Origin of the sequence: Maritimibacter sp. UBA3975 (genome assembly GCF_002384975.1) — a bacterium.
Classification (GTDB): Bacteria; Pseudomonadota; Alphaproteobacteria; order Rhodobacterales; family Rhodobacteraceae; genus Maritimibacter.
In genome coordinates, this window is sequence record NZ_DGCP01000009.1 from 88,333 (window position 1) to 110,362 (window position 22,030).

At 63.1% G+C, this 22,030-nt stretch carries 22 protein-coding genes; 12 read left to right on the plus strand and 10 right to left on the minus strand.

What is annotated here, in order from left to right; genetic code table 11:
• The 8 genes from guaA to B2585_RS05375 form a co-directional block, all read left to right on the plus strand.
• Nucleotides 1–1,317 (plus strand): glutamine-hydrolyzing GMP synthase (guaA, locus tag B2585_RS05340; protein WP_292020789.1); only part of this gene is annotated, 1,317 nt, incomplete at its 5' end.
• 132 nt (nt 1,318–1,449) lie between these two features.
• Nucleotides 1,450–1,725 carry a hypothetical protein gene (locus B2585_RS05345; RefSeq protein ID WP_292020791.1) on the plus strand — a complete coding sequence of 92 codons (276 nt, stop codon included), beginning with the start codon at nt 1,450–1,452 and terminating at the stop codon, nt 1,723–1,725.
• Nucleotides 1,726–1,782: 57 nt separating this feature from the next.
• Nucleotides 1,783–2,673, plus strand: a complete 891-nt coding sequence (locus B2585_RS05350; protein ID WP_292020793.1) for a DMT family transporter — start codon at nt 1,783–1,785, stop codon at nt 2,671–2,673.
• A gap of 48 nt (nt 2,674–2,721) precedes the next feature.
• Complete coding sequence (locus B2585_RS05355) at nt 2,722–3,582, plus strand: ATPase (protein ID WP_292020795.1); 861 nt, start codon at nt 2,722–2,724, stop codon at nt 3,580–3,582.
• Nucleotides 3,583–3,625: 43 nt separating this feature from the next.
• Nucleotides 3,626–4,543, plus strand: coding sequence for a homoserine O-acetyltransferase MetA (metA, locus tag B2585_RS05360; RefSeq protein WP_292020797.1), 918 nt, complete (start codon nt 3,626–3,628; stop codon nt 4,541–4,543).
• Nucleotides 4,527–5,474 (plus strand): alpha/beta fold hydrolase, encoded by a 948-nt coding sequence (locus B2585_RS05365; RefSeq protein WP_292020799.1) that lies wholly within the window; start codon nt 4,527–4,529, stop codon nt 5,472–5,474. Before metA ends, B2585_RS05365 begins: the two co-directional genes overlap by 17 nt.
• 32 nt (nt 5,475–5,506) lie before the next feature.
• Nucleotides 5,507–6,376 carry a polyphosphate kinase 2 gene (ppk2, locus tag B2585_RS05370; RefSeq protein ID WP_292020802.1) on the plus strand — a complete coding sequence of 290 codons (870 nt, stop codon included), beginning with the start codon at nt 5,507–5,509 and terminating at the stop codon, nt 6,374–6,376.
• Nucleotides 6,377–6,380: 4 nt separating this feature from the next.
• Complete coding sequence (locus B2585_RS05375; RefSeq protein ID WP_292020804.1) at nt 6,381–7,004, plus strand: TetR/AcrR family transcriptional regulator; 624 nt, start codon at nt 6,381–6,383, stop codon at nt 7,002–7,004.
• Nucleotides 7,005–7,100: 96 nt separating this feature from the next.
• On the opposite strand, the gene B2585_RS05380 is transcribed toward B2585_RS05375, so the two are convergent.
• From B2585_RS05380 to B2585_RS05415, 8 genes are read right to left on the minus strand one after another with little or no spacing between them, the layout of a single operon-like run.
• On the minus strand, nt 7,101–8,315 hold the full coding sequence (locus tag B2585_RS05380; RefSeq protein ID WP_292020806.1) for a cysteine desulfurase: 1,215 nt from the start codon (nt 8,313–8,315) through the stop codon (nt 7,101–7,103).
• Nucleotides 8,308–8,910 (minus strand): Yip1 family protein, encoded by a 603-nt coding sequence (locus B2585_RS05385; protein WP_292022734.1) that lies wholly within the window; start codon nt 8,908–8,910, stop codon nt 8,308–8,310. The genes B2585_RS05380 and B2585_RS05385 overlap by 8 nt, the downstream gene beginning before the upstream one ends.
• A gap of 2 nt (nt 8,911–8,912) precedes the next feature.
• Nucleotides 8,913–9,407 (minus strand): YIP1 family protein, encoded by a 495-nt coding sequence (locus B2585_RS05390; RefSeq protein WP_292020808.1) that lies wholly within the window; start codon nt 9,405–9,407, stop codon nt 8,913–8,915.
• A gap of 2 nt (nt 9,408–9,409) precedes the next feature.
• Nucleotides 9,410–10,714, minus strand: a complete 1,305-nt coding sequence (gene sufD / locus B2585_RS05395; protein ID WP_292020809.1) for a Fe-S cluster assembly protein SufD — start codon at nt 10,712–10,714, stop codon at nt 9,410–9,412.
• Nucleotides 10,714–11,466, minus strand: coding sequence for a Fe-S cluster assembly ATPase SufC (sufC, locus tag B2585_RS05400; RefSeq protein WP_292020812.1), 753 nt, complete (start codon nt 11,464–11,466; stop codon nt 10,714–10,716). Before sufC ends, sufD begins: the two co-directional genes overlap by 1 nt.
• A gap of 31 nt (nt 11,467–11,497) precedes the next feature.
• Nucleotides 11,498–13,030, minus strand: a complete 1,533-nt coding sequence (gene sufB / locus B2585_RS05405; RefSeq protein ID WP_292020814.1) for a Fe-S cluster assembly protein SufB — start codon at nt 13,028–13,030, stop codon at nt 11,498–11,500.
• Between the two features lie 9 nt (nt 13,031–13,039).
• Nucleotides 13,040–14,086, minus strand: coding sequence for a cysteine desulfurase family protein (locus B2585_RS05410; RefSeq protein ID WP_292020816.1), 1,047 nt, complete (start codon nt 14,084–14,086; stop codon nt 13,040–13,042).
• A 57-nt stretch (nt 14,087–14,143) separates the two neighbouring features.
• On the minus strand, nt 14,144–14,605 hold the full coding sequence (locus tag B2585_RS05415) for an Rrf2 family transcriptional regulator (RefSeq protein WP_292020818.1): 462 nt from the start codon (nt 14,603–14,605) through the stop codon (nt 14,144–14,146).
• Nucleotides 14,606–14,751: 146 nt separating this feature from the next.
• On the opposite strand from B2585_RS05415, the gene B2585_RS05420 reads away from it, so the two are divergent.
• The 3 genes from B2585_RS05420 to B2585_RS05430 are packed head-to-tail and all read left to right on the plus strand — an operon-like array spanning nt 14,752 to nt 16,329.
• Nucleotides 14,752–15,405 carry an alpha/beta hydrolase gene (locus tag B2585_RS05420; RefSeq protein ID WP_292020820.1) on the plus strand — a complete coding sequence of 218 codons (654 nt, stop codon included), beginning with the start codon at nt 14,752–14,754 and terminating at the stop codon, nt 15,403–15,405.
• Nucleotides 15,406–15,419: 14 nt separating this feature from the next.
• Entirely contained in the window at nt 15,420–15,641 is a 222-nt protein-coding gene (locus B2585_RS05425) for a hypothetical protein (protein WP_292020821.1), read from the plus strand.
• The gene (locus B2585_RS05430; RefSeq protein ID WP_292020823.1) at nt 15,631–16,329 is read left to right on the plus strand and encodes a VIT1/CCC1 transporter family protein; all 699 of its coding nucleotides are present in this window, start codon (nt 15,631–15,633) and stop codon (nt 16,327–16,329) included. The genes B2585_RS05425 and B2585_RS05430 overlap by 11 nt, the downstream gene beginning before the upstream one ends.
• Nucleotides 16,330–16,446: 117 nt before the next feature.
• On the opposite strand, the gene B2585_RS05435 is transcribed toward B2585_RS05430, so the two are convergent.
• Nucleotides 16,447–17,928, minus strand: coding sequence for a carboxypeptidase M32 (locus B2585_RS05435; RefSeq protein ID WP_292020824.1), 1,482 nt, complete (start codon nt 17,926–17,928; stop codon nt 16,447–16,449).
• Nucleotides 17,929–17,930: 2 nt separating this feature from the next.
• Nucleotides 17,931–19,076: a heme A synthase gene (gene ctaA / locus B2585_RS05440; RefSeq protein WP_292020826.1), complete on the minus strand. Its 1,146-nt coding sequence runs from the start codon at nt 19,074–19,076 to the stop codon at nt 17,931–17,933.
• 194 nt (nt 19,077–19,270) lie between these two features.
• Here ctaA and gyrA point away from each other — a divergent pair, with 194 nt between their 5' ends.
• Nucleotides 19,271–22,018 carry a DNA gyrase subunit A gene (gene gyrA / locus B2585_RS05445; RefSeq protein WP_292020828.1) on the plus strand — a complete coding sequence of 916 codons (2,748 nt, stop codon included), beginning with the start codon at nt 19,271–19,273 and terminating at the stop codon, nt 22,016–22,018.
• Nucleotides 22,019–22,030 lie beyond the last annotated feature (12 nt).

Here is a 22,030-nt window from a genome sequence, read left to right on the forward strand (position 1 = left end):
ATCTGCTATGGCCAGCAGGTCATGATGCACATGCTCGGCGGCGAAGTGCTTCGCGGTCACGGCACGGCCGAATTCGGACGCGCCTGGGTCACGCCGACCGAAGAGCGCGTCGATGTTCTGACCGGCTGGTTCATGGATGGCACCGGGCGCGAGCAGGTGTGGATGAGCCACGGCGACCACGTCTCCCGGATCGCGCCGGGCTTCAAGGTCTACGGCACCTCGCCCAATGCGCCTTTCGCCATCACGGCGGATCTCGGCCGCAACTTCTTTGCGGTTCAGTTCCACCCCGAGGTCCACCACACGCCCAATGGCAAGACGCTGTACGAAAACTTCGTGCGTCTCGCCGGGTTCAAGGGCGACTGGACGATGGACACCTACCGCGAGGAGGCGATCATGAAGATCCGCGAGGAGGTGGGCGATGCCCATGTGATCTGCGGTCTGTCCGGTGGCGTCGATTCATCGGTCACGGCAGTTCTGCTTCACGAAGCGATCGGCGACCAGCTTACCTGTGTTTTTGTGGACCACGGCCTCCTGCGCCACAACGAGGCCGAGGAAGTGGTCACGATGTTCCGCGACCACTACAACATGAAGCTGATCCATGCGGATGAGGTCGACCTGTTCCTTGGCGAACTCGAAGGGATCTCGGACCCCGAAGAAAAGCGCAAGACCATCGGACGCCTGTTCATCGACGTGTTCCAGAAATACGCGAGCGAGATCGACGATGCGGATTATCTGGCCCAGGGCACACTCTACCCAGACGTGATCGAATCCGTGTCGTTCTCGGGCGGGCCCTCGGTCACGATCAAGAGCCACCACAATGTCGGCGGTCTGCCGGAGAAAATGGGTCTAAAACTGGTCGAACCCCTGCGCGAACTTTTCAAGGACGAAGTGCGCGCGCTGGGTCACGAACTCGGCCTGCCCGCGAGCTTTATCGCTCGCCACCCCTTCCCCGGCCCCGGCCTCGCCATTCGCTGCCCGGGCGAAATCACGCGGGACAAGCTCGACATCCTGCGCAAGGCGGACGCCGTCTATATCGACCAGATCCGCAAGCACGGGCTTTATGACGAGATCTGGCAGGCCTTTGTGGCGATCTTGCCGGTGCGCACGGTGGGCGTGATGGGCGACGGGCGCACCTATGACTATGCCTGCGCGCTGCGCGCCGTCACAAGCGTCGACGGCATGACGGCGGATTACTACCCGTTCAGCCATGACTTTCTGGGCGAAACCGCCACCCGGATCATCAACGAGGTGCAGGGGATCAACCGCGTGACCTACGATATCACGTCGAAACCTCCGGGCACCATCGAGTGGGAGTGAGCGGGCCTTCCTCGCCTGACGACCAGTGGCCGAGTATGACAGAAGGTCGCCACCTATTTGGGCGCTGGGACAATCCTTTTTTTTGAAATGCAGAAATAGTTCAGGTCTCCTCTTTCACAGGAGATCAGACCCGTGATCGCGATTTCACATACGGCGCAGGCAGATTTGTTTTCATTGTGCGCCGCCGACTTATTTTGTGCGAACCGTGGGGACGGGATGCCGATCAGAGTTTTCAAATGCCGGTCATGCGGTCACCGTATGCGGCTGGCGCATAGCGAATGCGGGGCGTGTTACGCCGAAAAGCCGACATGGCAGAAGCCCGCTACTCTCTTCACAATCGTCACAGTACCGATCGCGGTTTTTGTCGCCTTCTTCGCCTTCATCTTGCTTGCCGCCGACCCGGGTTGAGGGCAATCATGCGGCCATGACGCGACATGGCGCCCGTAGGTCGGGCGAACCGGCCCGATGAACCCGATTTTCCGCGCGGCGCTCTGGATGCTGGGCGCGATCACCTGTTTCTCGACGATGGCCGTAGCGGGACGCGAAGTGAGCCTCGATCACGACACGTTCGAGGTCATGTTCTACCGGTCCTGCGTCGGCATCCTGATCGTCGTCTCGGTCGTGACCGCGACCCGCCGCTGGGGGGAAATCGGTCCCGCACAACTCGGCCTGCATTTTGTGCGCAACGTGTCTCATTTCACCGGTCAGAACCTGTGGTTCTATGCCGTCGGGGTGATCCCGCTGGCACAGGTCTTTGCGCTGGAATTCACCGCTCCCCTCTGGGTCCTCCTCATGTCGCCCATCTTTCTGGGCGAGCGCATCACGCCCCCGCGTGCCTTCGCGGCGTTCGTCGGGTTCGTGGGGATCCTCGTCGTCACGCGCCCTTTCGCCGTTGAATTGGGGCCGGGCGTGCTCGCGGCCCTCGGGGCAGCCATCGGATTCGCGGGCTCCGCAGTCTTCACCCGCAAACTCACGCGCACACAGACCCTCGCCTGCATCCTGTTTTTCCTGACGACGATGCAGGCGGTCTTCGGCCTCGTCCTCGCTACCGTCGACGGCGAAATGGCCTTGCCGTCGGCGCAGTCCGCCCCCTGGCTCGTGATCATCGGCATCGCCGGCCTTGCCGCGCATTTCTGTCTGACCACAGCGCTCAAACTGGCGCCTGCCACTGTCATCATGCCCGTGGATTTCGCCCGCCTTCCGGTCATCGCGCTCATCGGCTGGGTTCTCTACCAGGAGCGCCTGGAGCTGGCCGTGATCCTCGGCGGTGCCCTCATTCTCACCGCCAACTGGATCAACATCCGCGCCAGCGTGCGCGAGGCGCGTGTCCCGGCCCGTGCCCCCGGCTTGCCCTGACCCGGCTCGCCCGCTACCAAGCGGAACGCGAGGGCAAGAGGGACGGCCATGATCTATGAGACCGCGCAGGCGTGGCGCGACGCCAAGGCGAAGAAGGTGCTTCTGTTCGGCATGTCCGGGTTGGGCAAGACACATGTTTCCAACATGCTGCGCGACGAGGGCGAGTGGTTTCACTATTCCGTCGATTACCGCATCGGCACCCGTTACATGGGCGAGCTCATCTCGGACAATTTCAAACGCGAGGCGATGAAGAACCCGTTTCTGAGGGAGCTTCTGCTGACCGACAGTGTCTATATCGCCTCCAACATCACGTTCGAGAACCTGGCACCGCTTTCGACCTATCTCGGCAAACCGGGCGACCCGGCCAAGGGCGGCCTACCCTTCGAGGAATACCTAGAGCGGCAGGAACAGCACCGCGATGCCGAAATCGCCGCGCTTTACGACACGGTGCGCTACATCACGCGCGCCAAATCCCTTTACAACTATGACAATTTCGTTTGCGACTCCGGCGGCTCGATCTGCGAGGTGGTCGATCCCGAGGACCGCGAGGATCCGCTTCTGACCGCGCTGTCGGAAAACCTCCTGATGGTCTGGATCGAAGGATCCGAAGCGCATACCGAGGAACTGGTGCGCCGGTTCGTGCGCGCGCCCAAGCCGATGTATTACCAGCCCGAGACGCTTCAGTCCTACTGGAGGGACTACCTCGCCAAGAATGACGTGGCACCCGACAAGGTCGACCCAGACGACTTCATGCGCGCGACTTACGCGAAGGCGCTCCACCATCGCCAGCCGCTCTATCAGGCCATGGCGCGCAACTGGGGCATCACGGTCGCAGCCGACGACGTGGCGCGCGTTAGGTCCCCCGAAGACTTCGACGACCTGATCGCCACGGCCCTTGAGGCCCGGTGATCAAAGGCTTATCTCACCCGAACCTTTTGCGGAGCATCCCACAATGCCGATCAAGATTCCTGCCGACCTGCCTGCCGCCGACGTGCTCGCGCGCGAGGGCGTCATGGTCATGCCGGAGCATCAGGCCGCGCGGCAGGACATCCGCCCGCTGAAGATCGGGCTTTTGAACCTGATGCCCAAGAAGATCCAGACCGAGACGCAGTTCGCCCGGCTGATCGGGGCCACGCCGCTCCAGATCGAGCTCACCCTCATACGGATGACCGAACACGCCTCCCGCAATACGCCGGAAGAGCACCTGGGCACCTTCTACCGCACGTTTCAGGAGGTGAAGGACCAGAAGTTCGACGGTCTCCTCATCACCGGCGCGCCGATCGAACACCTTCCATTCGAGGAGGTCACTTATTGGGACGAAATGACCGAGGTGATGGACTGGACCCAGACCAACGTGCATTCCACCTTCGGCGTCTGCTGGGGTGGCATGGCGATGATCTATCACTTCCACGGAGTGCAAAAACACATGCTGCCGGAAAAGTCTTTCGGCTGCTTTCCGCAGGATAATCTGAAACCAACCTCGCCCTTTCTGCGTGGTTTCTCCGACAGCTTCATCATTCCCGTAAGCCGGTGGACCGAAATGAAACAGGATGAGATTGACGGGGCCTCGGGCCTGACGACCCTGTTGGGGTCGCCCGAAACGGGGCCCTGCCTCGTGGAAGACCCCGGCCACCGGGCGCTCTACATCTTCAATCACTTCGAATACGACTCGGACACGTTGAAGCAGGAATACGACCGGGACGTGGCCGAAGGCACGCCCATCGACGTGCCGCGCAACTACTACCCGGACGACGACCCGAGCCAGAAGCCAAAGAACCGGTGGCGCAGCCATGCCCACCTGCTCTACGGCAACTGGATCAACGATATCTATCAGACAACCCACTACAATCCCGATGAAATTGGTTCTTAGCCTCCTCCTCATTCTTGCACTCGTCGCGCTGGCCACGATGATCCGGGTCGAGCAGCGGCGTCTCGCGGCCTATCGTGAGCATCCGCCGCAGGGTCGGTTCATCGAAGTGAACGGGCATCCGGTGCATTATGTGCAGATCGGCGAAGGCCCCGATCTCGTGCTCCTCCACGGCGCGTCCGGGTCTACCCGTGACTGGATGTTCGACATCGCGCCGCGGCTGGCCGAAGACTACCGTGTCACGATCATGGATCGCCCCGGATTGGGCTACACCCCGCCGCTCGCTGCCAACGGCGTGACGCTGTCCGAGCAGACGACCCTCATGGTCGAAACGGCCCGCGCGCTCGGGGTCGAGAACCCGGTGGTCGCGGGGCAGAGTTTCGGCGGCGCGCTGGTGATGAACTGGGCCGTCTACCACCCGAACGATATTGCTGCCGCTGTCTCCATCGCGGGTGCCACCCATCCGTGGCCGGGCGGACGCGACACGCTCTATGCGCTGCTGGCGCAACCGGTCATCGGTCCGGTACTCGCGCATCTCATCTCGGCGTGGCTGCCGCAGGACTACCTTGAGACACAGATCGAAAGCGTGTTCGCGCCGAACGATCCCCTGCCCGGCTATGCCGACTACATCGGCCCCGGCATCATCCTGCTGCCTGAACAGTTCAAGGCCAACGCCCAGCAACGGCACGAACTCCTGACCCACCTTGAAGCGCAACAGCCCCGCTACAAAGAGGTCGAGATCCCGGTCGAGGTCATTCACGGCACCGCAGACACCACTGTCGGCCTGCAGATCCACTCCGAACCTCTGGTGGAGGAGGTGCAGAACGGCAACCTCACCGTGCTTGAGGGTGTGGGCCACATGCCCCATCACATCCGCCCGGACGAAACCATCGACGCCATCGACCGCGCGGCGTTGCGCGCCGGGGTCAAATAGCCATACTGGCCCCAGACAGACCGGAGGAAAGCATGGAGCTTCCGCATGGCGGGGCGATCTCGAAATTCTTCGAGCAGAGCGCACCGAAAGACATTCGCGAAGCCATTGAAGCGGCGGGCAAGGACGATGTTATCGCTCCCGGTTATCCCTACCGCGCGCGCATGGACAAGGACGACTACGAGGAGACACTCGAAGCGCTCCAGATGGAGCTGGTCAAGCTGCAAGCAGACGTGAAGGCCACTGGCAAGCGCGTGGTTGTGGTCTTCGAAGGGCGCGATGCGGCCGGCAAGGGCGGCACGATCAAGCGCATCCGCGAAAACCTGAACCCACGCGTCGCCCGCGTCGTGGCCCTCCCGAAACCCTCGGACCGGGAAGCGGGAGAATGGTATTTCCAAAGATATGTCAGGCACTTGCCGACCGAAGGTGAAATGGTCCTGTTCGACCGCTCCTGGTATAACCGCGGCGTCGTCGAAAAGGTCTTCGGCTTTTGCGAGGACGGGGAACGCGCGGCCTTCTTCCGACAACTTCCCGAGTTCGAACACATGCTCGTCGACGAAGGCATCCACTTCGTGAAAATCTGGCTCAATGTCGGCCGCGCCGAGCAACTGCGCCGCTTCTTGTCACGTGAACAGGACCCGCTAAAGCACTGGAAACTCTCGTGGATCGACGTGGAAGGCCTGAACCGCTGGGATGCCTATACCCAGGCGATCGCCGAGACCTTCGCAAGTTCACATTTCGACTACGCCCCCTGGACCATCGTCCGCTCCGACGACAAACGCCGCGCGCGGATCGCGGCCATCAGGACTGTCCTGCAAGGTCTTGACTACAAAGGCAAAGACAGCGACGTGGCTTGCCCTCCCGACCCCAGTATTGCGGGCGGGCTGGATATTTGGGAAACCTGACGCGGTGCCCACCAAAAAACGCGGATACCACCACGGCAACCTGCGCCAGGCTCTGGTCGACGCGGCCCTGATCCTGATCGAGGAGAAGGGGCCCACCGGCTTCACCCTCTCCGAGGCGGCCAAGCAGGCAGGCGTCACGCCCGCTGCTGTCTACCGCCATTTCGACGGTCGCGAGGACCTCATCGCCGAAGCGGCACGGCAGGGGTATGAGATCTTCGCAGATCTGATGGAGCACGCCTACGACAAGGGCAAACCGTCCGCGCTCGCGTCATTCGAGGCGACGGGCCGCGCCTACCTTGCCTTTTCCCGCCGTTTCCCAGGCCACTACATCGCGATGTTCGAAAGCGGCGTCTCGATCAACCGCTCCTCCGACCTCGCCCATGTCGCCAACCGCGCGCTCGGCGTTCTGGACATGGCCGCGAACGAACTCCTGCGCGATATCCCCCCCGAACAACGCCCGCCCGCTCGCATGGTCTCCGCCCATATCTGGGCGATGTGCCACGGGGTCGTCGAACTCTTCGGGCGCGGCTCTCCCGGCACGAAGTCGCCGTTTCCGCCCGAGGACTTGCTCGAGACGGGCATCGGCGTCTACCTGCGGGGACTGGGCCTCATCAAGGCCGACAGCTGACCCTGGTCCTCTTCTTCGGTCCGGAAATACCTCGGGAGGGTTTGGGAGGGCAGCGCCCTCCCAACGGGTCGGGGCAGCTTGCTGCCGCGACATACCTCAGCCGAACAGGCGGTGACAGAGTTCCAGACCCTCGACGAGCGTATCCACCTCGTCGCGCGTATTGTACATCCCGAAGCTCGCACGCGCTGTGGCCGGTACGCCCAGATGATCCATCAATGGCTGGGCGCAGTGGTGCCCCGCACGCACCGCGATCCCCTTCTTGTCGAGGATAGTGGAAATGTCATGGGCATGAGCACCGCCCTCGACGGTGAGCGAGAAAATCGCCGCCTTGCCCGGCGCGTGGCCCTGAACGTGCAGCCAATTCAGCCCTTCGAAGCGTTCCGCCGTGTACCTAGCAAGCTCCGCCTCATGCGCCGCGATGTTCTCCATCCCGATCTCCATGAGGTACTCCAGCGCCGCGCCAAGCCCGATCGTCTGCACGATCCCCGGCGTCCCCGCCTCGAACTTCATCGGCGGATCGTTGTAGGTGACCGCGTCGCGCATCACTTCCCGGATCATGTCGCCGCCGCCCATGAACGGCCGCATCTCGTCCATCCGCGCCTGCGTGATATAGATCGCACCGGACCCGGAGGGGCCGTAGAGCTTGTGGCCGGTGATTGCGTAGAAGTCGACGCCGAGGTCGGCCACGTCCACCGGCATATGCACCGCGCCCTGCGAGCCGTCGACCAGCACCGGCACGTCACCAGCCCCGGCCTTGATCGCCTTCACGTCGACCACGCTGCCCAACACGTTGGAGCACTGGGTCACAGCGATCAGCTTGGTGCGCTCCGTCACAGCCGCCAGAACCTTGTCCGCCGGAATCGACCCGTCCTCGTCCGGCTCGACCCAGACCAGCTTGACCCCCTGACGTTCGCGCAGGAAGTGCCAGGGCACGATGTTGGCGTGGTGCTCGGCCACGGTCAGAACGATCTCGTCCCCCTCGCCCATGCGCGGCGCGGCCCAGCCGTAGGCGACGAGGTTGATGCCCTCGGTCGTGCCGGAGGTGAAGACGATCTCTCGCTCCGACGGCGCACCAAGGAAGCGGGCGATGGTGCCGCGCACGGCTTCGTACCGCTCTGTCGACAGGTTCGAGAGGTAGTGAAGGCCGCGGTGGACGTTGGAATATTCCTCCGCATAGCCGCGCGTGATCGCATCTATGACGACCTGCGGTTTCTGCGCCGAAGCCCCATTGTCGAGATAGGTGAGCGGCTTCCCGTTCACCTCACGCGACAGGATCGGAAACTGTGCGCGGATCGCATTCACATCATACATTACCAAGCTCTCCCGAAGTGATCGCCGCACCGACGCCCGCGATGGCCAGAACGATCGACAGCACAGCGACCGCTACGAAACTCGTGAGCAGGATCGCGAGGAACACTCGCATGGCCGAGGAGAAACTGTGCATTTCGGCGATGAAATGGCTAAGGATCCAGAACCCCGCGAAACCGCCGGCGAGCCACAAGAGCGCGGCGAGGCTGGGGGCGAAAAGGCTCAGGACCAGCACCACGATCTGCACGATCAGCAGCACGAAGTTGAGCCATGCCACGGTGACGATGGCGTCTTCGAACCGACCGGTGCCACCTGCGGCGCGTCCGAGCCAGAAGATCAGGAAGACCGAGATCACGGCGATGGACCCCTCGGCCAGCGACACCATCAGCGGCATTCCGAAAACGGTGCCCGCCAGTTCCGGTGCAGGCGGGAAAATGACGGACGAGCCGACCCCCAGCATCGCGCCGATGACCAGCAGCAAGAGAAGCGCTTGCCAAAGCGTGCCGCGGTCGAGACCGAGCGCGAAGAGTTCACGCGCGATCTTGCGCGGTTCCGGGATGGTCTGAAGCGCCATGCCGAAGAGGTATCCCGGTTCCATTTTCACGCCTCTGCCCTGCCTCCGCTTTCGGCCACGATCAGGTTGAGCACCCAATGGATCACGAACGCGGCGAGCGCAATGGCTCCCACCAGCGTCTCGGCGGTTCCCGGCCCGACAAAACCCACCGTCAGCCCCCACAGGAGCCACATCGGTGCGGCCACGAGCATCGCCCAGAAAAGCGCGAAGCGGGCCCTGAAATAACTCCCTTTTCCGCCCATCAGGCGAAGGGCAAGATGGCTGATCCCGGATATGGCATAGGCAGCCAGCGGCACGATGAACAGCCAGGCAAAAAGCGCGCCGCCCAGAAGCGGATTGAGCTCCTGCCCGGTTTCGATCGACACCCGTTGCAAGCGCGGGGCCTGTGCAACGAAGATAAGGATGCAGGCGACCATGAGGACGGCCAGTGCCCGGTCTTCGCGCACCGTGTCACCCAGACGCCGTGCGAACACGGAGCGGGGCGCGCGGTATGCGCCGAGCACATCACCCACGACCGACATCGTCAGCTCCGTCGGCGCAGGAGCCAGGCCTCCAGCCGTCCGATGATCTCATCGCGGAATCCTTCGTCCTCGATCTCTTCCATCGCCTCGGCCACGAAAGCGATGACGAGGAGGTCCATCGACGTCTCCCTGTCGATCCCGCGCGCGCGCAGGTAGAACAGCATGTCCTCGTCGATGGCACCCGATGTGGAGCCATGCGAACAAGCCACATCGTCGGCATAGATTTCCAACTCGGGCTTGGCAAGGAATTGTGCGTCATCGTCGAGCAGCAGCGACTGCGACTTCTGGTAGCCGTCGGTTTTCTGCGCGCCGCGCTGGACAAGGATCTTGCCCTGAAACGTGCCCACGGCGCCCTTCTGAAGCACCTTCTTGAACACCTGCCGGCTTTCGCAATTCTCTGCATCATGGGTGATGAAGACCGTATCATCATGGTGGAAGTCACCATGACCCAGCGCCGCACCCGCGATATGGGCCGATGCATCGCGCCCCTGAAGCAGGATGAACGCCTCGTTGCGCGTCAGCCGACCGTTTGCGGTCAGCGTGAAGGATTTGAACAGGCTCTCGGCGTCTTGGCGCACGAACATGCTCGTCACGGCCTGCCGTTCATGATCGCGCCCCTGAGCGCGGATATGGTGGAACCGCGCACCCTTGCCCACGTCGACTTCAAGGCACTTGTTGAACCGCGCGGCAGCGGGGCCATTCTCGAGCAGCGTCATCTCCGCTCCGGCCTCCAGCTTCACCACGTTGTGCAGGTAGGCATCCGAGGTTTCGCTTTCGTGCCGATAGATCAGCGAGACGGGTTTTTCCGCCTTACCGGTCACCCGGATCAGCACGCCATCGGTCGCAAAGGCCGTATTCAGCGCGGCGAGCGGACGTTCCACCGGGGTCTGCCCCAGTTCCTCGATCACGCCATAAAGGCCCTTGGCCCAGTGAATGTCCTTGGTCGCGGCATCCGAAAGGCGCTCGATCTCGACACCGGCGAGGCTGAGATCGTCAGAGGCGTCGGCATCGAAGACGCCGTCCACGAATACGATCCGCACCCGGTCGACCGCGTCGAAGACCGGCATTTCGCCACCATGGTCGAACAGTGCGGCAGGCGCGGCCTCGGCGGCATTGAGGGCGCCGGGCGGCGTGAAGCGCCAGTATTCGTCACGCGGCGCCGGCAATCCAGTCGCCTCCAGCCGGGACAAAGCCGCCTTGCGCGCCTCGGTGATCCATGCGCCGCCTTCGGGCATCGTGAGCGCACCAAGGCGCTCGGCCAGCGCGTCACGCTTGCGGGCGAGGAGTTTTTCCTTGGCGACCGCCATCACGCATTCTCCATCAGGTCGGCATAGCCGTTCTTCTCGACTTCAAGGGCGAGGTCGGGGCCACCGGACTTGATGATGCGGCCTCCGGCCATGATGTGCACGACATCCGGCACGATGTGATCCAGCAGACGCTGGTAATGGGTGATGACAAGGAACCCGCGGTTCGGGTCTCGCAGCGCGTTCACACCGTCGGAGACAAGCTTCATCGCGTCCACGTCGAGGCCGGAATCGGTCTCGTCGAGGATGCACATCTTGGGCTCGAGCATCGCCATCTGAAGGATTTCGTTACGCTTCTTTTCACCGCCCGAGAAGCCCACGTTCACAGGGCGCTTGAGCATGTCGGCGTCGATCTTGAGCTCTTTCGCCTTCGCGCGGATTTCCTTGAGAAAATCCGTGGCCGACATTTCTTCCTGCCCGCGCGCCTTGCGCTGCGCGTTCACCGCGGTCCGCAGAAACGTCATGTTGCCGACGCCGGGGATCTCCACCGGGTACTGGAAGGCCAGGAACAGGCCAGCGGCCGCGCGTTCCTCGGTTTCGAGGGCAAGCAGGTCTTCGCCCAGAAGCGAGGCCGAGCCTTCGGTCACCTCATATCCATCGCGGCCCGACAGGACATAGGACAGGGTCGATTTGCCCGACCCGTTCGGCCCCATGATTGCGTGGACCTCGCCCGCTGGCACTTCCAGCGTGACGCCCTTTAGTATCTGCTTGTCCTCTTCTTCGAGTTTGACGTGCAGGTTTTCGATCTTAAGCATTTGCGTATTCCTTTTCGCGGCGCGTCCGGTCTTAACCGACGCTGCCTTCCAGCGAGATGGCGACGAGCTGTTGCGCTTCCATCGCGAATTCCATTGGCAGGGCCTGAAGCACTTCCTTGGCAAAGCCGTTGACGATGAGCGCCACCGCCTCTTCCTCGTCCATGCCGCGCTGGCGGCAGTAAAACATCTGGTCGTCGTCGACCTTCGATGTCGTCGCCTCATGCTCGACCCGCGAGGATTGGTTCTTCACCTCGATATAAGGCACCGTATGCGCCCCGCACTGGTCGCCGATGAGCAGCGAGTCACACTGCGTGTAGTTGCGACTGTTCTTGGCCTTCGGGTGCATCGACACGAGGCCCCGGTAGGTGTTGTTCGACTTGCCCGCCGAAATGCCCTTGGACACGATGCGCGAGCGCGTGTTCTTGCCCAGGTGGGTCATTTTGGTGCCGGTGTCGGCCTGCTGCATGTTGTTGGTGATGGCGATCGAGTAGAACTCGCCCTGGCTGTCGTCGCCGCGCAACACGCAGGAAGGATACTTCCACGTCACCGCCGAGCCGGTCTCGACTTGCGTCCACATCACCTTGGACCGGTCGCCCCGGCAATCGGCGCGCTTGGTCACGAAGTTGTAGATGCCGCCTTTGCCCTCTTCATCGCCCGGATACCAGTTCTGGACCGTCGAATATTTCACCTCGGCATCGTCGAGAATGACGATTTCCACCACGGCGGCGTGAAGCTGCGCGGTGTCGCGTTGCGGCGCTGTGCAGCCTTCGAGGTAGGAGACGTAAGCCTCCTTGTCCGCGATGATGAGCGTGCGCTCGAACTGGCCGGTGTTTTCAGCGTTGATGCGGAAATAGGTCGACAACTCCATCGGGCAGCGCACCCCGGGCGGGATGTAGACGAAGGAGCCGTCCGAGAAGACCGCGCTGTTCAATGTAGCGTAAAAGTTGTCGGTCGGCGGAACCACCGAGCCAAGGTATTTCTTGACCAGCTCCGGATGCTCGCGGATCGCTTCGGAAATCGAGCAGAAGATGACGCCCGCTTCCCTGAGTTCCTTCTGGAACGTCGTGCCCACGGACACGGAGTCGAACACCGCGTCCACCGCAACCTTGCGCTCGGAATTGTCGCCATCGGCAGGGACTTCGCCCGCGCCTTCGACACCGGCGAGGATCATTTGTTCCTTGAGCGGGATCCCCAGTTTTTCATAGGTGGCGAGCAGCTTGGGATCGACTTCGTCCAGCGACTTGGGCTTGGTCTCGAAGCTTTTCGGGCGGGCATAGTAATACTGGTTCTGGAAGTCGATTTCGGGATACTCGACCATCGCCCACTCGGGCTCTTCCATCTGAAGCCAGCGGCGATAGGCCGACAGACGCCAGTCGGTCATCCATTCCGGCTCTTCGTTCTTCTGGCTGATGAGCCGGACGATGTCTTCGGTCAGCCCCTTGGGGGCATAGTCCATCTCGACGTCGGTTTCCCAGCCATACTTGTATTTGTCGCCAAGCGATTTGACCGCAGCGACCGTTTCCTTCTCGACGCCCTCTTTGGCGACCATCGTATCGTCAGCCATCTTCGCCTCTCAATCCCCGCGCCGGGCGCGGAATTTCTCGTATTCGCGGAGCCATGCCTCGGCAAATGCCGAGATGTCCCCCTCTGTTGTGTCCGGACCCAACGACACCCGCAGCGCCGAGGCTGCCTGTTCGTCGTCATATCCCATCGCGCGAAGCACACGGCTGGCCCGGACCTTGCCCGAAGAGCAAGCGGAACCCGCAGAAACGGCGACCCCAGCAAGGTCCATCACCATCACCTGCGTTTCCCCTTTCCAGCCCGGCGTAATGAAACAGGACGTGTTGGGGAGCCTGTTCGCGTCTTTCCCGACAAAAATAGTCGTTCTTGAAGATTCTGAAAGTCTTTTCTCTAGAATATTTCTAAGTTGTTCCACCTGCCCCCACCGGCCCGCGTCCAGATCTCGTGCTGCAGCCTGCGCCGCTGCCCCGAATCCCGCGATGCCAATCACGTTTTCCGTGCCCGAACGCCGCCCCATCTCCTGCCCGCCGCCCTTGATGCGCGCTTCGACGTTCAACCCGCGCTTCATCACAAGCGCCCCGATTCCTTTCGGACCACCGATCTTGTGAGCCGATACGAAGGCCATATCCGCGTTGGACCAATTGAAAGCGAAGGGCAGTTTACCGAACGCCTGTGTGGCATCGGTGACCGCCAGCCCCTCGGGCAATGTCTGTATGACGCCGGTCTCAGAATTGGCGACCTGAAGCGTAGCGTTGGCCGGGTCGCTCACCGTCACCCGCCCGTCACCATCGACTGGCAGGACCGGATCGCACCAGGCCGAGACAGCCTCATGCTCCACATCGGCACAGGTCAGACCCCGACCTGCAAGGGCCAGCGCCGCCGCCTCGGTCGCGGAGGACACGAAGACGACATCTGCGCCTTCCGCCCCCAGCGCCTGCGACACCTGACGGCGCGCGCGCTCGATCAGCCCCTTGGCGGCGCGCCCCTCGGTATGCACCGACGAAGGGTTCCCCACCGCATCCATCGCATCGATCATCGCCGCCCGCGCTTCGGGGCGCAGCGGCGTCGTCGCGTTGTAATCAAGGTAAATACGAGCCACGGCCAGCCTTTCGTCTTTCAGACACCCGTCCGGATCGGACGGTTTGGCGTGCCGGTCTTACTCTTCGTCGACCACTTCGAAAAGGGATGGGACGGCCGGACAGGGTGCAAGCTCGTTATGCACCACGTCCGACAGCCGTGTCTGGTGGAGAAAGACATAGACGTTGGCCGAGAGGCTCTCCCACAACCGATTGGTCATCGACTGCGCCCGCGTCCCGGACAGCCCGCCAGTGGCCCCCGCGCCCGTGTGCATCGCGCTTACCGTTTCGTCCACGGCCGCCAGGATTTCGACCACCCGGATTTCGCTCGACGGCCGGGCAAGCCTGTAGCCGCCGCCGGGTCCGCGCACCGAATGCACAAGGTCGGCGCGACGCAGTTTCACGAAGAGCTGCTCAAGATATGGCAGCGAGATTCTTTGCCGTTCGGACAGTTCCGTCAGCGACAGCCGCGTGCCTTCCGGCTGAAGCGCGAGTTCTGCCAATGCGACCATCGCATACCGGCCTTTGGTCGAAAGCTTCATGGAGCCCCTCGAAACATTGACGAAACCGCCCGGCGGCTTTAGGTGACTTGAAACCCGCGCAGCCGTCAGCACGGGAACCGCACCGCTTGTAATTAGTCCGGATTCCTCCGTCAAGAAATCCGGCTCCGAGGGAGACACGAACCCACATGCCCGAGGTGATTTTTCCCGGCCCCGAAGGCCGGCTCGAAGGCCGCTACCACCCGCAGAAGGACCGCGACGCCCCGATCGCAATCGTGCTCCATCCGCACCCGCAGTTCGGCGGGACGATGAACAACAAGGTCGTCTACAACCTCCATTACTCATTCTACAAGATGGGGTTCACCGTCCTGCGCTTCAACTTCCGTGGCGTGGGCCGCTCGCAGGGCGAGTACGATCAAGGCGTGGGCGAACTGTCCGACGCCGCCTCTGCGCTCGACTACCTCCAGTCGATGAACCAGAACGCCAAGCACTGCTGGGTCGCAGGGTTCAGCTTCGGCGCGTGGATCGGGATGCAACTTCTCATGCGCCGCCCCGAAATCACGGGGTTCGTGAGCGTGTCGCCCCCCGCCAACATGTACGACTTCTCGTTCCTCGCTCCCTGCCCGTCCTCTGGTTTGGTCATCAACGGCACCGGCGACCGCGTGGCACCGCCCGCCGACACCCATTCGCTGGTGGACAAGCTGCATGAGCAGAAAGGCATCACCATCACCCATACCGAGGTCGAGGGGGCCGGGCATTTTTACGAAGGCGACCACATGCAGACCATGCTGGGCGCGGTCGATGAATACGTCCGCCGCCGGCTAACCGAGACGACCCGCTGACCGGAGACTGATCCATGCAACTTATCGACGATGTGGCGGACCGTGTGGCCATCGAGGTCCTCAAACTCGTGGACGAGACCGGGAACCTGGACATCGTCGAAGACGTGAAAAAGGTCATCGGCACCTCGTCCCAGACTCTGGAAGAGGCCTACATGACGGCCATCCGCGTCCGCCGGGCCGAAGCCCGCGCGATGGAGCTGATCGGCACCCTCAGGGCCCAGAACGGTGGCGCGTGACCGCCCGCTGATCCAGACGTATCTGCGGCAGATCACCTACGGCGGCAACGACGGCATCATCACGACATTCGCCATCGTTGCGGGCTTCGCGGGCGCGCAGGCCGACGGGGTCGCAGGGATCGGTGCGGTGGCGGTGCTGGTCTTCGGGATGGCGAACCTGATCTCGGACGGCGTCTCCATGGGACTGGGCGAAGTGCTGTCGAGCCGATCCACGCAGGCCCTTTACCGAAGCCGCGCCGCGCGCATCCGGACACTGGGCACGGCTCGCACCCGTTCGGACCTCGCCGAAATTCTTACGGAACAGGGGCTCGACCCTGCCGAAGCACAGACCGCCGCAGCCGCGCTCGCCACCTCCCCGCATCTCACGACCGACCTCACATTGCGCTACCGCGACAAGGCAGACGCGCAGGACGGCGCGCGCCCGATCCTGCGTGGTCTCGTGACCTTCCTCAGCTTTTCGACGTTCGGCCTGATCCCGATTCTGCCGTTTTTCGTCGCCCCGGATCACCCGGCCACGACGCTCGTTTCGGCGGGAGCCACCCTGCTCGCCCTCGCGGCCCTCGGCGCTTTGCGCCAACGGGCGACCGGCGAGACAGCCACGCGCGCCATCGGTGAAACGCTCCTCCTCGGCGCGCTCTGCGCGGCGCTGGCCTACGGGGCTGGCAACCTGGTCGCTGGACTCGGCTGACCCTGCCACTTCTCAGTTGCGAAAACACGTCAGGGGTTCAGGGACGGGTCCCCAACAGCCGCGTCGCGCCGGGGCTGCGCACATTCTGCGCGGGGCGCGCAGAGGCCCCGCACCGGACTACAATTTGTAGACGTCCGAGAATTTCGCTTCGAGGTAGTCGAGAAGCGGCCCTTCGCTGGGTGCCTCGCCCCCGCAGGCCCGTGTGACGACCTCGCGCGGCTCGAACAATCCGCCGTGGCGCTGGAGGTTGTCCGCAAGCCACCGCGTCGCCTCCGCCGGTTCCCCCTTCGCAAGATGCGCATCCACTTCCGGCACCTGCGCGCGCAGCGCCTTCATCAGGCAGCCGGCATAGACATTGCCCAGCGAGTAGGTCGGGAAATAGCCGAACAGCCCCACCGACCAGTGCACATCCTGCAAGCAGCCGTTCGCCGGCTGATCCACCGCGACGCCGAAATCCTTCTCGAACCGTGCGTTCCAAGCCTCCTCAAGGTCGCGCGCCGCGAGCTTTCCGGAAATCAGGTCCCGTTCCAGATCGAAGCGCAGCAGGACGTGCAGGTTGTATTGCACCTCGTCGGATTCGGTCCGGATGTAGCCCGGCGTGACCCGGTTCACGGCGCCATAGAACGCCTCGGCATCGGTCACGGAAACATCTCCGAAGACCTCGCGCATCCGGTTGTAGAGCCACCCGGTGAAGGCGCGCGAGCGGCCCATCTGGTTTTCGTAGATCCGGCTCTGGCTTTCATGCACGCCCATCGACACACCCTGCCCCAACGGCGTGAGGAGGTAGTCGCGGTCGATGTGCTGTTCGTAACAGGCGTGCCCTACTTCATGCACGGTTGAATAGATCGATCCGAACGGGTCGGTGGCCGAAGTGCGCGTGGTGATCCGCACATCCAGCCCGGACCCGGAGGAGAACGGATGCACCGCCTTGTCGATCCGCCCGTGTGCCATGTCGTAGCCGAAGGCCTTGGCAATCTCACGGGTGAGCTTCATCTGCGCCTGCTCATCGAACGTGCCGGTGAGCGGCGCAGGCTGATGGTCCGCCCCCATGATCCGGTCACGCAGGTCCACGAGGCGCGGGCGCAGGGCGTCGAACATCGCCTCCAGCTCGGCCGCCGTCGCGTTCGGCTCGTAATCGTCGAGCAAAGCGTCATAAGGATCGCCACCCATGGCGAGCGCCTCTGCCTCGGCCTGTTTAAGCGCAACCACTTTCTCAAGAACCGGCGCGAACGCCTTGAAATCGTTATCTGCCCGGGCATCCGCCCAGATTCTCTGTGACGAGGATGTCACCCGTGCAATCTCGCCCGCCAGCTTTACCGGCACACGGTTGGTGCGGTCGAACCGGCGTTGGATGTGACGCAGGTTGGCCTGCCCGGTTGCGTCCAGCGTCTCGGGATCGATCCCGGCAAGCCACTCGCCCACGCGCGGGTCCGTGCGGCGGGCGTGAAGAACATGCTCCAGCGCCTCGCTCTCCTCGGCACGCTGTGGGCCAGCCCCGCGCGGCATGACCGTCTCCTGGTCCCAGCCCAGACGCCCGGCCACCTGCCCCAACGCCTGCGTCTGGCGCTCGAACGCCATGAGGTCTTCGTAATGCGACATGTTCAGCCCCTGACGGATTGCGGCTTCGGATAACCGGCACGATAGCGCGCTGTGATGATGAGAGCGAAGGTCAGGATTGCCCCCGCCTGATGCACGATTGCAATGTGCAGCGGTGCCGCGGTGAGCACCGTGTAGATACCGATCACCATCTGCACCACTATCATGCCGGAGGCCAGCATGAACGCCGTCCGCGTAGACGCCGCCGCAGCGCGCCGTCCGCGAAAGAACGCTCCGATCGCAAACAGGACAAGAAGGTAGCCCACGATCCGGTGCATGAACTGCACGATCCCCGGGTTCTCGAAGAAGTTGCGCCATCCGGGGGTGAGCGAGAAGGCCTCGGGCGGGAAAAACTGCCCCGCCATCAGCGGCCAGTCCACGAAGGTCCGCCCGGCGTCGATCCCCGCGACCAGAGCGCCCAGCAGGATTTGCAGGAACGCCAGGTGCATGAGGCCGGTCCCCATCCCGAACAGGCCGCGTTCACGCAGGCGCCGCGCTTGCATCACATCGGCCTCGGACCGACTGAGAAGCAGGATGCACCACAGGATCAGCCCAAGTATCGCGAAGGCGAGCCCCAGATGGGTCGCCAGCCGATAGGAGGCCACATCCACCCTGTCGCCCTGAAGCCCGGAATGGACCATCCACCAGCCGACCGCGCCTTGCACGCCGATCATCACGCCGATGGTCAGAAGGCGCCCGTTCCATCCGCCCGGGATACGCCGGGACAGGAAGAAGGCAAGGAAACCCACGATCCAGTAAAGCCCGATAAACCGGCCAAGCTGGCGATGGCCCCATTCCCACCAATAGATCGTCTTGAACGACGACAGGCTCATACCTTCGTTCTGGAGACGGTATTCGGGAGAGGCCTGATACTTCTCGAACTCGCCTGCCCAGTCCTCGGCAGTCATCGGCGGCAGCGTGCCGGAGACGAGGTTCCACTCGGTGATCGACAACCCGCTGTCGGTCAGCCGGGTCAGGCCGCCCACCAGCACCATCACGGTCACCAAGGCGAACAGACCTATCAGCCAGGCCCGGATCGCGCGCCGGGCGCCGCGTCCGCCGCCCTTCTCGATCATTCCGGTGGTCACCGCCTTGCGCGGCTGCGCACCCTCGTTCACTTCTTCGAAAATGCTGCGACCTGGCTTGGCCATCGGTATCCTCTGCGCTTGTTTCGCGGGACTATCGGGGAAGCCGCGAAAAATGCCAACCCGATATGCCGGTTTTCCGGGCGACAATTGGACGCTTCCGATTGCACCCCATAGCTGGTTGTTGGTATAGAGAGACAAACAAAATGTGGTGAACGCATCACAGGCGAACGATCCAGAAAAAAGAAACGGCGGACGACTTGAACGATACCCCGGAACCACCTGAGAACGAAGGCGAATTGCCGCCTGAACGCCCCACCTATTCGGGTCCCTCGATCACGATCGAGGAGGAAATGCGCACCTCCTATCTCGACTACGCGATGAGCGTGATCGTGAGCCGGGCGATTCCGGACCTGCGAGACGGGCTGAAACCCGTGCACCGGCGCATCCTTTACGCCATGCACGAGGTCGGCAACACGCACGACAAACCCTACCGGAAATCGTCGCGTCCGGTGGCGGACACGATGGGCCAGTATCACCCGCATGGCGACGCCGCGATCTATGACGCGCTCGCCCGGATGACGCAGGACTTCTCGATGTCGCTGCCGCTTCTCGACGGTCAGGGCAACTTCGGCTCGATGGACGGGGACAAGCCCGCGGCCTTCCGTTACACCGAAGTGCGGATGGAGAAAGCGGCGCAGGCGCTGCTTGAGGATATCGACAAGGAAACCGTCGATTTTCAGGACAACTACGACGGCAAGCAAAAAGAGCCGACGGTCCTCCCCGCCCGCTTCCCCAACATGCTCGTCAACGGCGCCGGCGGGATTGCCGTCGGCATGGCCACGAACATCCCCCCGCACAACCTCGGTGAAGTCGTGGACGCGACGCTAGAGATGATCGAGAACCCGGACATCTCGGACGAGCGGCTGATGGAGATCATTCCCGGCCCGGACTTCCCGACCGGCGGCGTGATCCTCGGGCGCACCGGCGCGCGCAAGGCGTATCTGGAGGGGCGCGGCAGCGTGATCCTGCGCGCCAAGACCCGTGTCGAGGAAATCCGCAAGGACCGTTACGCCATCGTCGTCGACGAGGTGCCGTTTCAGGTCAACAAGGCCATGATGATCGAGAAGATCGCGGACCTCGTGCGCGACAAGAAGCTCGAGGGGATCTCGGCCATCCAGGACGAGAGCGACCGCTTCGGCGTGCGCGTGGTGATCGAGTTGAAGCGGGATGCGACGGCGGAAGTCGTGCTGAACCAGCTCTTTCGCTTCACCCAGCTTCAGACCTATTTCGGCTGCAATATGCTGGCGCTGAACGGTGGCAGGCCCGAGCAGCTCACGCTGCGCGATTTCCTGCGCCATTTCATCACCTTCCGCGAGGAAGTGGTGGCCCGGCGCACCGCCCACCTTCTGCGCAAGGCCCGCGAGCGCAGCCATGTCCTCTGCGGTCTGGCCGTGGCGGTGTCCAACGTGGACGAGGTCGTCGCCACGATCCGCTCGTCTGCCGACGGTGCCGAAGCACGCGAAAAACTGATGACGCGCCGGTGGCCCGCTGCGGACATCGCCGACTACATCCGGCTGATCGACGATCCGACCCACAAGATGAATGACGACGGGACCTATTACCTGTCCGAGACACAGGCCCGCGCGATCCTCGATCTCCGCCTGCAACGCCTGACCCAGATCGGGGTCAAGGAAGTCACGGACGAGTTGCAGGAACTGGCCGGCAAAATCCGCGAATACCTCGACATCCTGCGCTCGCGCGACCGGATCATGGGGATAATTTCGGACGAACTGAACGCGGTGAAGGACGAATTCGCCGTTCCGCGCCGCACCGAGATCGTCGACTGGTCCGGCGACATGGACGACGAGGACCTGATCGAGCGCGAGGACATGGTGGTCACGATCACGCAGTCCGGCTGGGCCAAACGCACGCCGCTTGCCGAATACCGCGAGCAAAAGCGCGGCGGTAAGGGCCTCTCGGGCATGGCGACCAAGGATGACGACGTCATCACCACGCTTTTCGTCGCCAATACCCACACGCAGCTTCTGTTCTTCACCACCGACGGCATGGTCTACAAGCTCAAGACCTGGCGTTTGCCGATGGGCGGGCGCACATCGCGGGGCAAAGCGATCATCAACATCCTGCCGATTCCGCAGGGCGTGGGCATCGCCGCCATCATGCCGGTGGACCGGGACGAGGCGGACTGGGACGACCTCCAGATCGTCTTCGCCACATCCAAGGGCTCGGTGCGCCGCAACCGCCTGTCGGATTTCACCAACGTCATGCGCAACGGCAAGATCGCGATGAAGTTCGAGGGTGACGACAAGGGCACACGCCTCATCAACGCCCGTATCTGCGACGAGAACGACGATGTCATGCTGGTGACGAACAAGGGCCGCGCGATCCGCTTCCCCGTGACCGACGTGCGCGTGTTCAACTCCCGCTCCTCCACCGGCGTGCGGGGGATCAAGCTCCTGTCCGACGACGCCGAGGTAGTGTCCATGTCGGTGATCCGCCACTTCGACGCGTCGTCCGAGGAACGCACAGCCTATCTCAAGATGCGCCGTCAGATGGCCGGGCTGGATGATAGCGAAGCCGACGATGATGATGAGCCGCAAGTGGAAGGCGCAATCTCGCCCGAACGGTTCGAGGAGATGCAGGGGGCGGAAGAGCTCATCCTGACCATTACCGAAGCCGGTCTGGGCAAACTGTCCTCGTCGCACGACTACCCCGTGCGCGGGCGCGGCGGCCAGGGCGTCACGGCCTTCGCCAAGGCGATGCCGGGTGGCGATCTTGTCGCGTCCTTCCCGGTGGGTGGCGAGGATCAGGTGATGCTCGCGACGTCCAAGGGTCAGTCGATCCGCTGCCCGGTCGGCGGCATCTCGTTCCGCTCGCGCAGCGCCGGTGGGGTGAAGGTGTTCAACACCGGCAAGGGCGAGAGCGTCGTGTCGGTGGCCTGGATCGCTGAGGCGGCCGAAGAGGAAGAAGAGGCGACCGAGGCGTGATCCGCCCCGGCC

Excerpts from the sequence above, each read along its gene's own strand:
- B2585_RS05350 (WP_292020793.1), top strand. The coding sequence starts at position 1,783 with ATGAACCCGATTTTCCGCGCGGCGCTCTGGATGCTGGGCGCGATCACC.
- B2585_RS05355 (WP_292020795.1), top strand. The coding sequence starts at position 2,722 with ATGATCTATGAGACCGCGCAGGCGTGGCGCGACGCCAAGGCGAAGAAG.
- metA (WP_292020797.1), top strand. The coding sequence starts at position 3,626 with ATGCCGATCAAGATTCCTGCCGACCTGCCTGCCGCCGACGTGCTCGCG.
- B2585_RS05365 (WP_292020799.1), top strand. The coding sequence starts at position 4,527 with ATGAAATTGGTTCTTAGCCTCCTCCTCATTCTTGCACTCGTCGCGCTG.
- ppk2 (WP_292020802.1), top strand. The coding sequence starts at position 5,507 with ATGGAGCTTCCGCATGGCGGGGCGATCTCGAAATTCTTCGAGCAGAGC.
- B2585_RS05380 (WP_292020806.1), bottom strand. The coding sequence starts at position 8,315 with ATGTATGATGTGAATGCGATCCGCGCACAGTTTCCGATCCTGTCGCGT.
- B2585_RS05385 (WP_292022734.1), bottom strand. The coding sequence starts at position 8,910 with ATGGAACCGGGATACCTCTTCGGCATGGCGCTTCAGACCATCCCGGAA.
- B2585_RS05390 (WP_292020808.1), bottom strand. The coding sequence starts at position 9,407 with ATGTCGGTCGTGGGTGATGTGCTCGGCGCATACCGCGCGCCCCGCTCC.
- sufD (WP_292020809.1), bottom strand. The coding sequence starts at position 10,714 with ATGGCGGTCGCCAAGGAAAAACTCCTCGCCCGCAAGCGTGACGCGCTG.
- sufC (WP_292020812.1), bottom strand. The coding sequence starts at position 11,466 with ATGCTTAAGATCGAAAACCTGCACGTCAAACTCGAAGAAGAGGACAAG.
- sufB (WP_292020814.1), bottom strand. The coding sequence starts at position 13,030 with ATGGCTGACGATACGATGGTCGCCAAAGAGGGCGTCGAGAAGGAAACG.
- B2585_RS05415 (WP_292020818.1), bottom strand. The coding sequence starts at position 14,605 with ATGAAGCTTTCGACCAAAGGCCGGTATGCGATGGTCGCATTGGCAGAA.
- B2585_RS05420 (WP_292020820.1), top strand. The coding sequence starts at position 14,752 with ATGCCCGAGGTGATTTTTCCCGGCCCCGAAGGCCGGCTCGAAGGCCGC.
- B2585_RS05425 (WP_292020821.1), top strand. The coding sequence starts at position 15,420 with ATGCAACTTATCGACGATGTGGCGGACCGTGTGGCCATCGAGGTCCTC.
- B2585_RS05435 (WP_292020824.1), bottom strand. The coding sequence starts at position 17,928 with ATGTCGCATTACGAAGACCTCATGGCGTTCGAGCGCCAGACGCAGGCG.
- ctaA (WP_292020826.1), bottom strand. The coding sequence starts at position 19,076 with ATGGCCAAGCCAGGTCGCAGCATTTTCGAAGAAGTGAACGAGGGTGCG.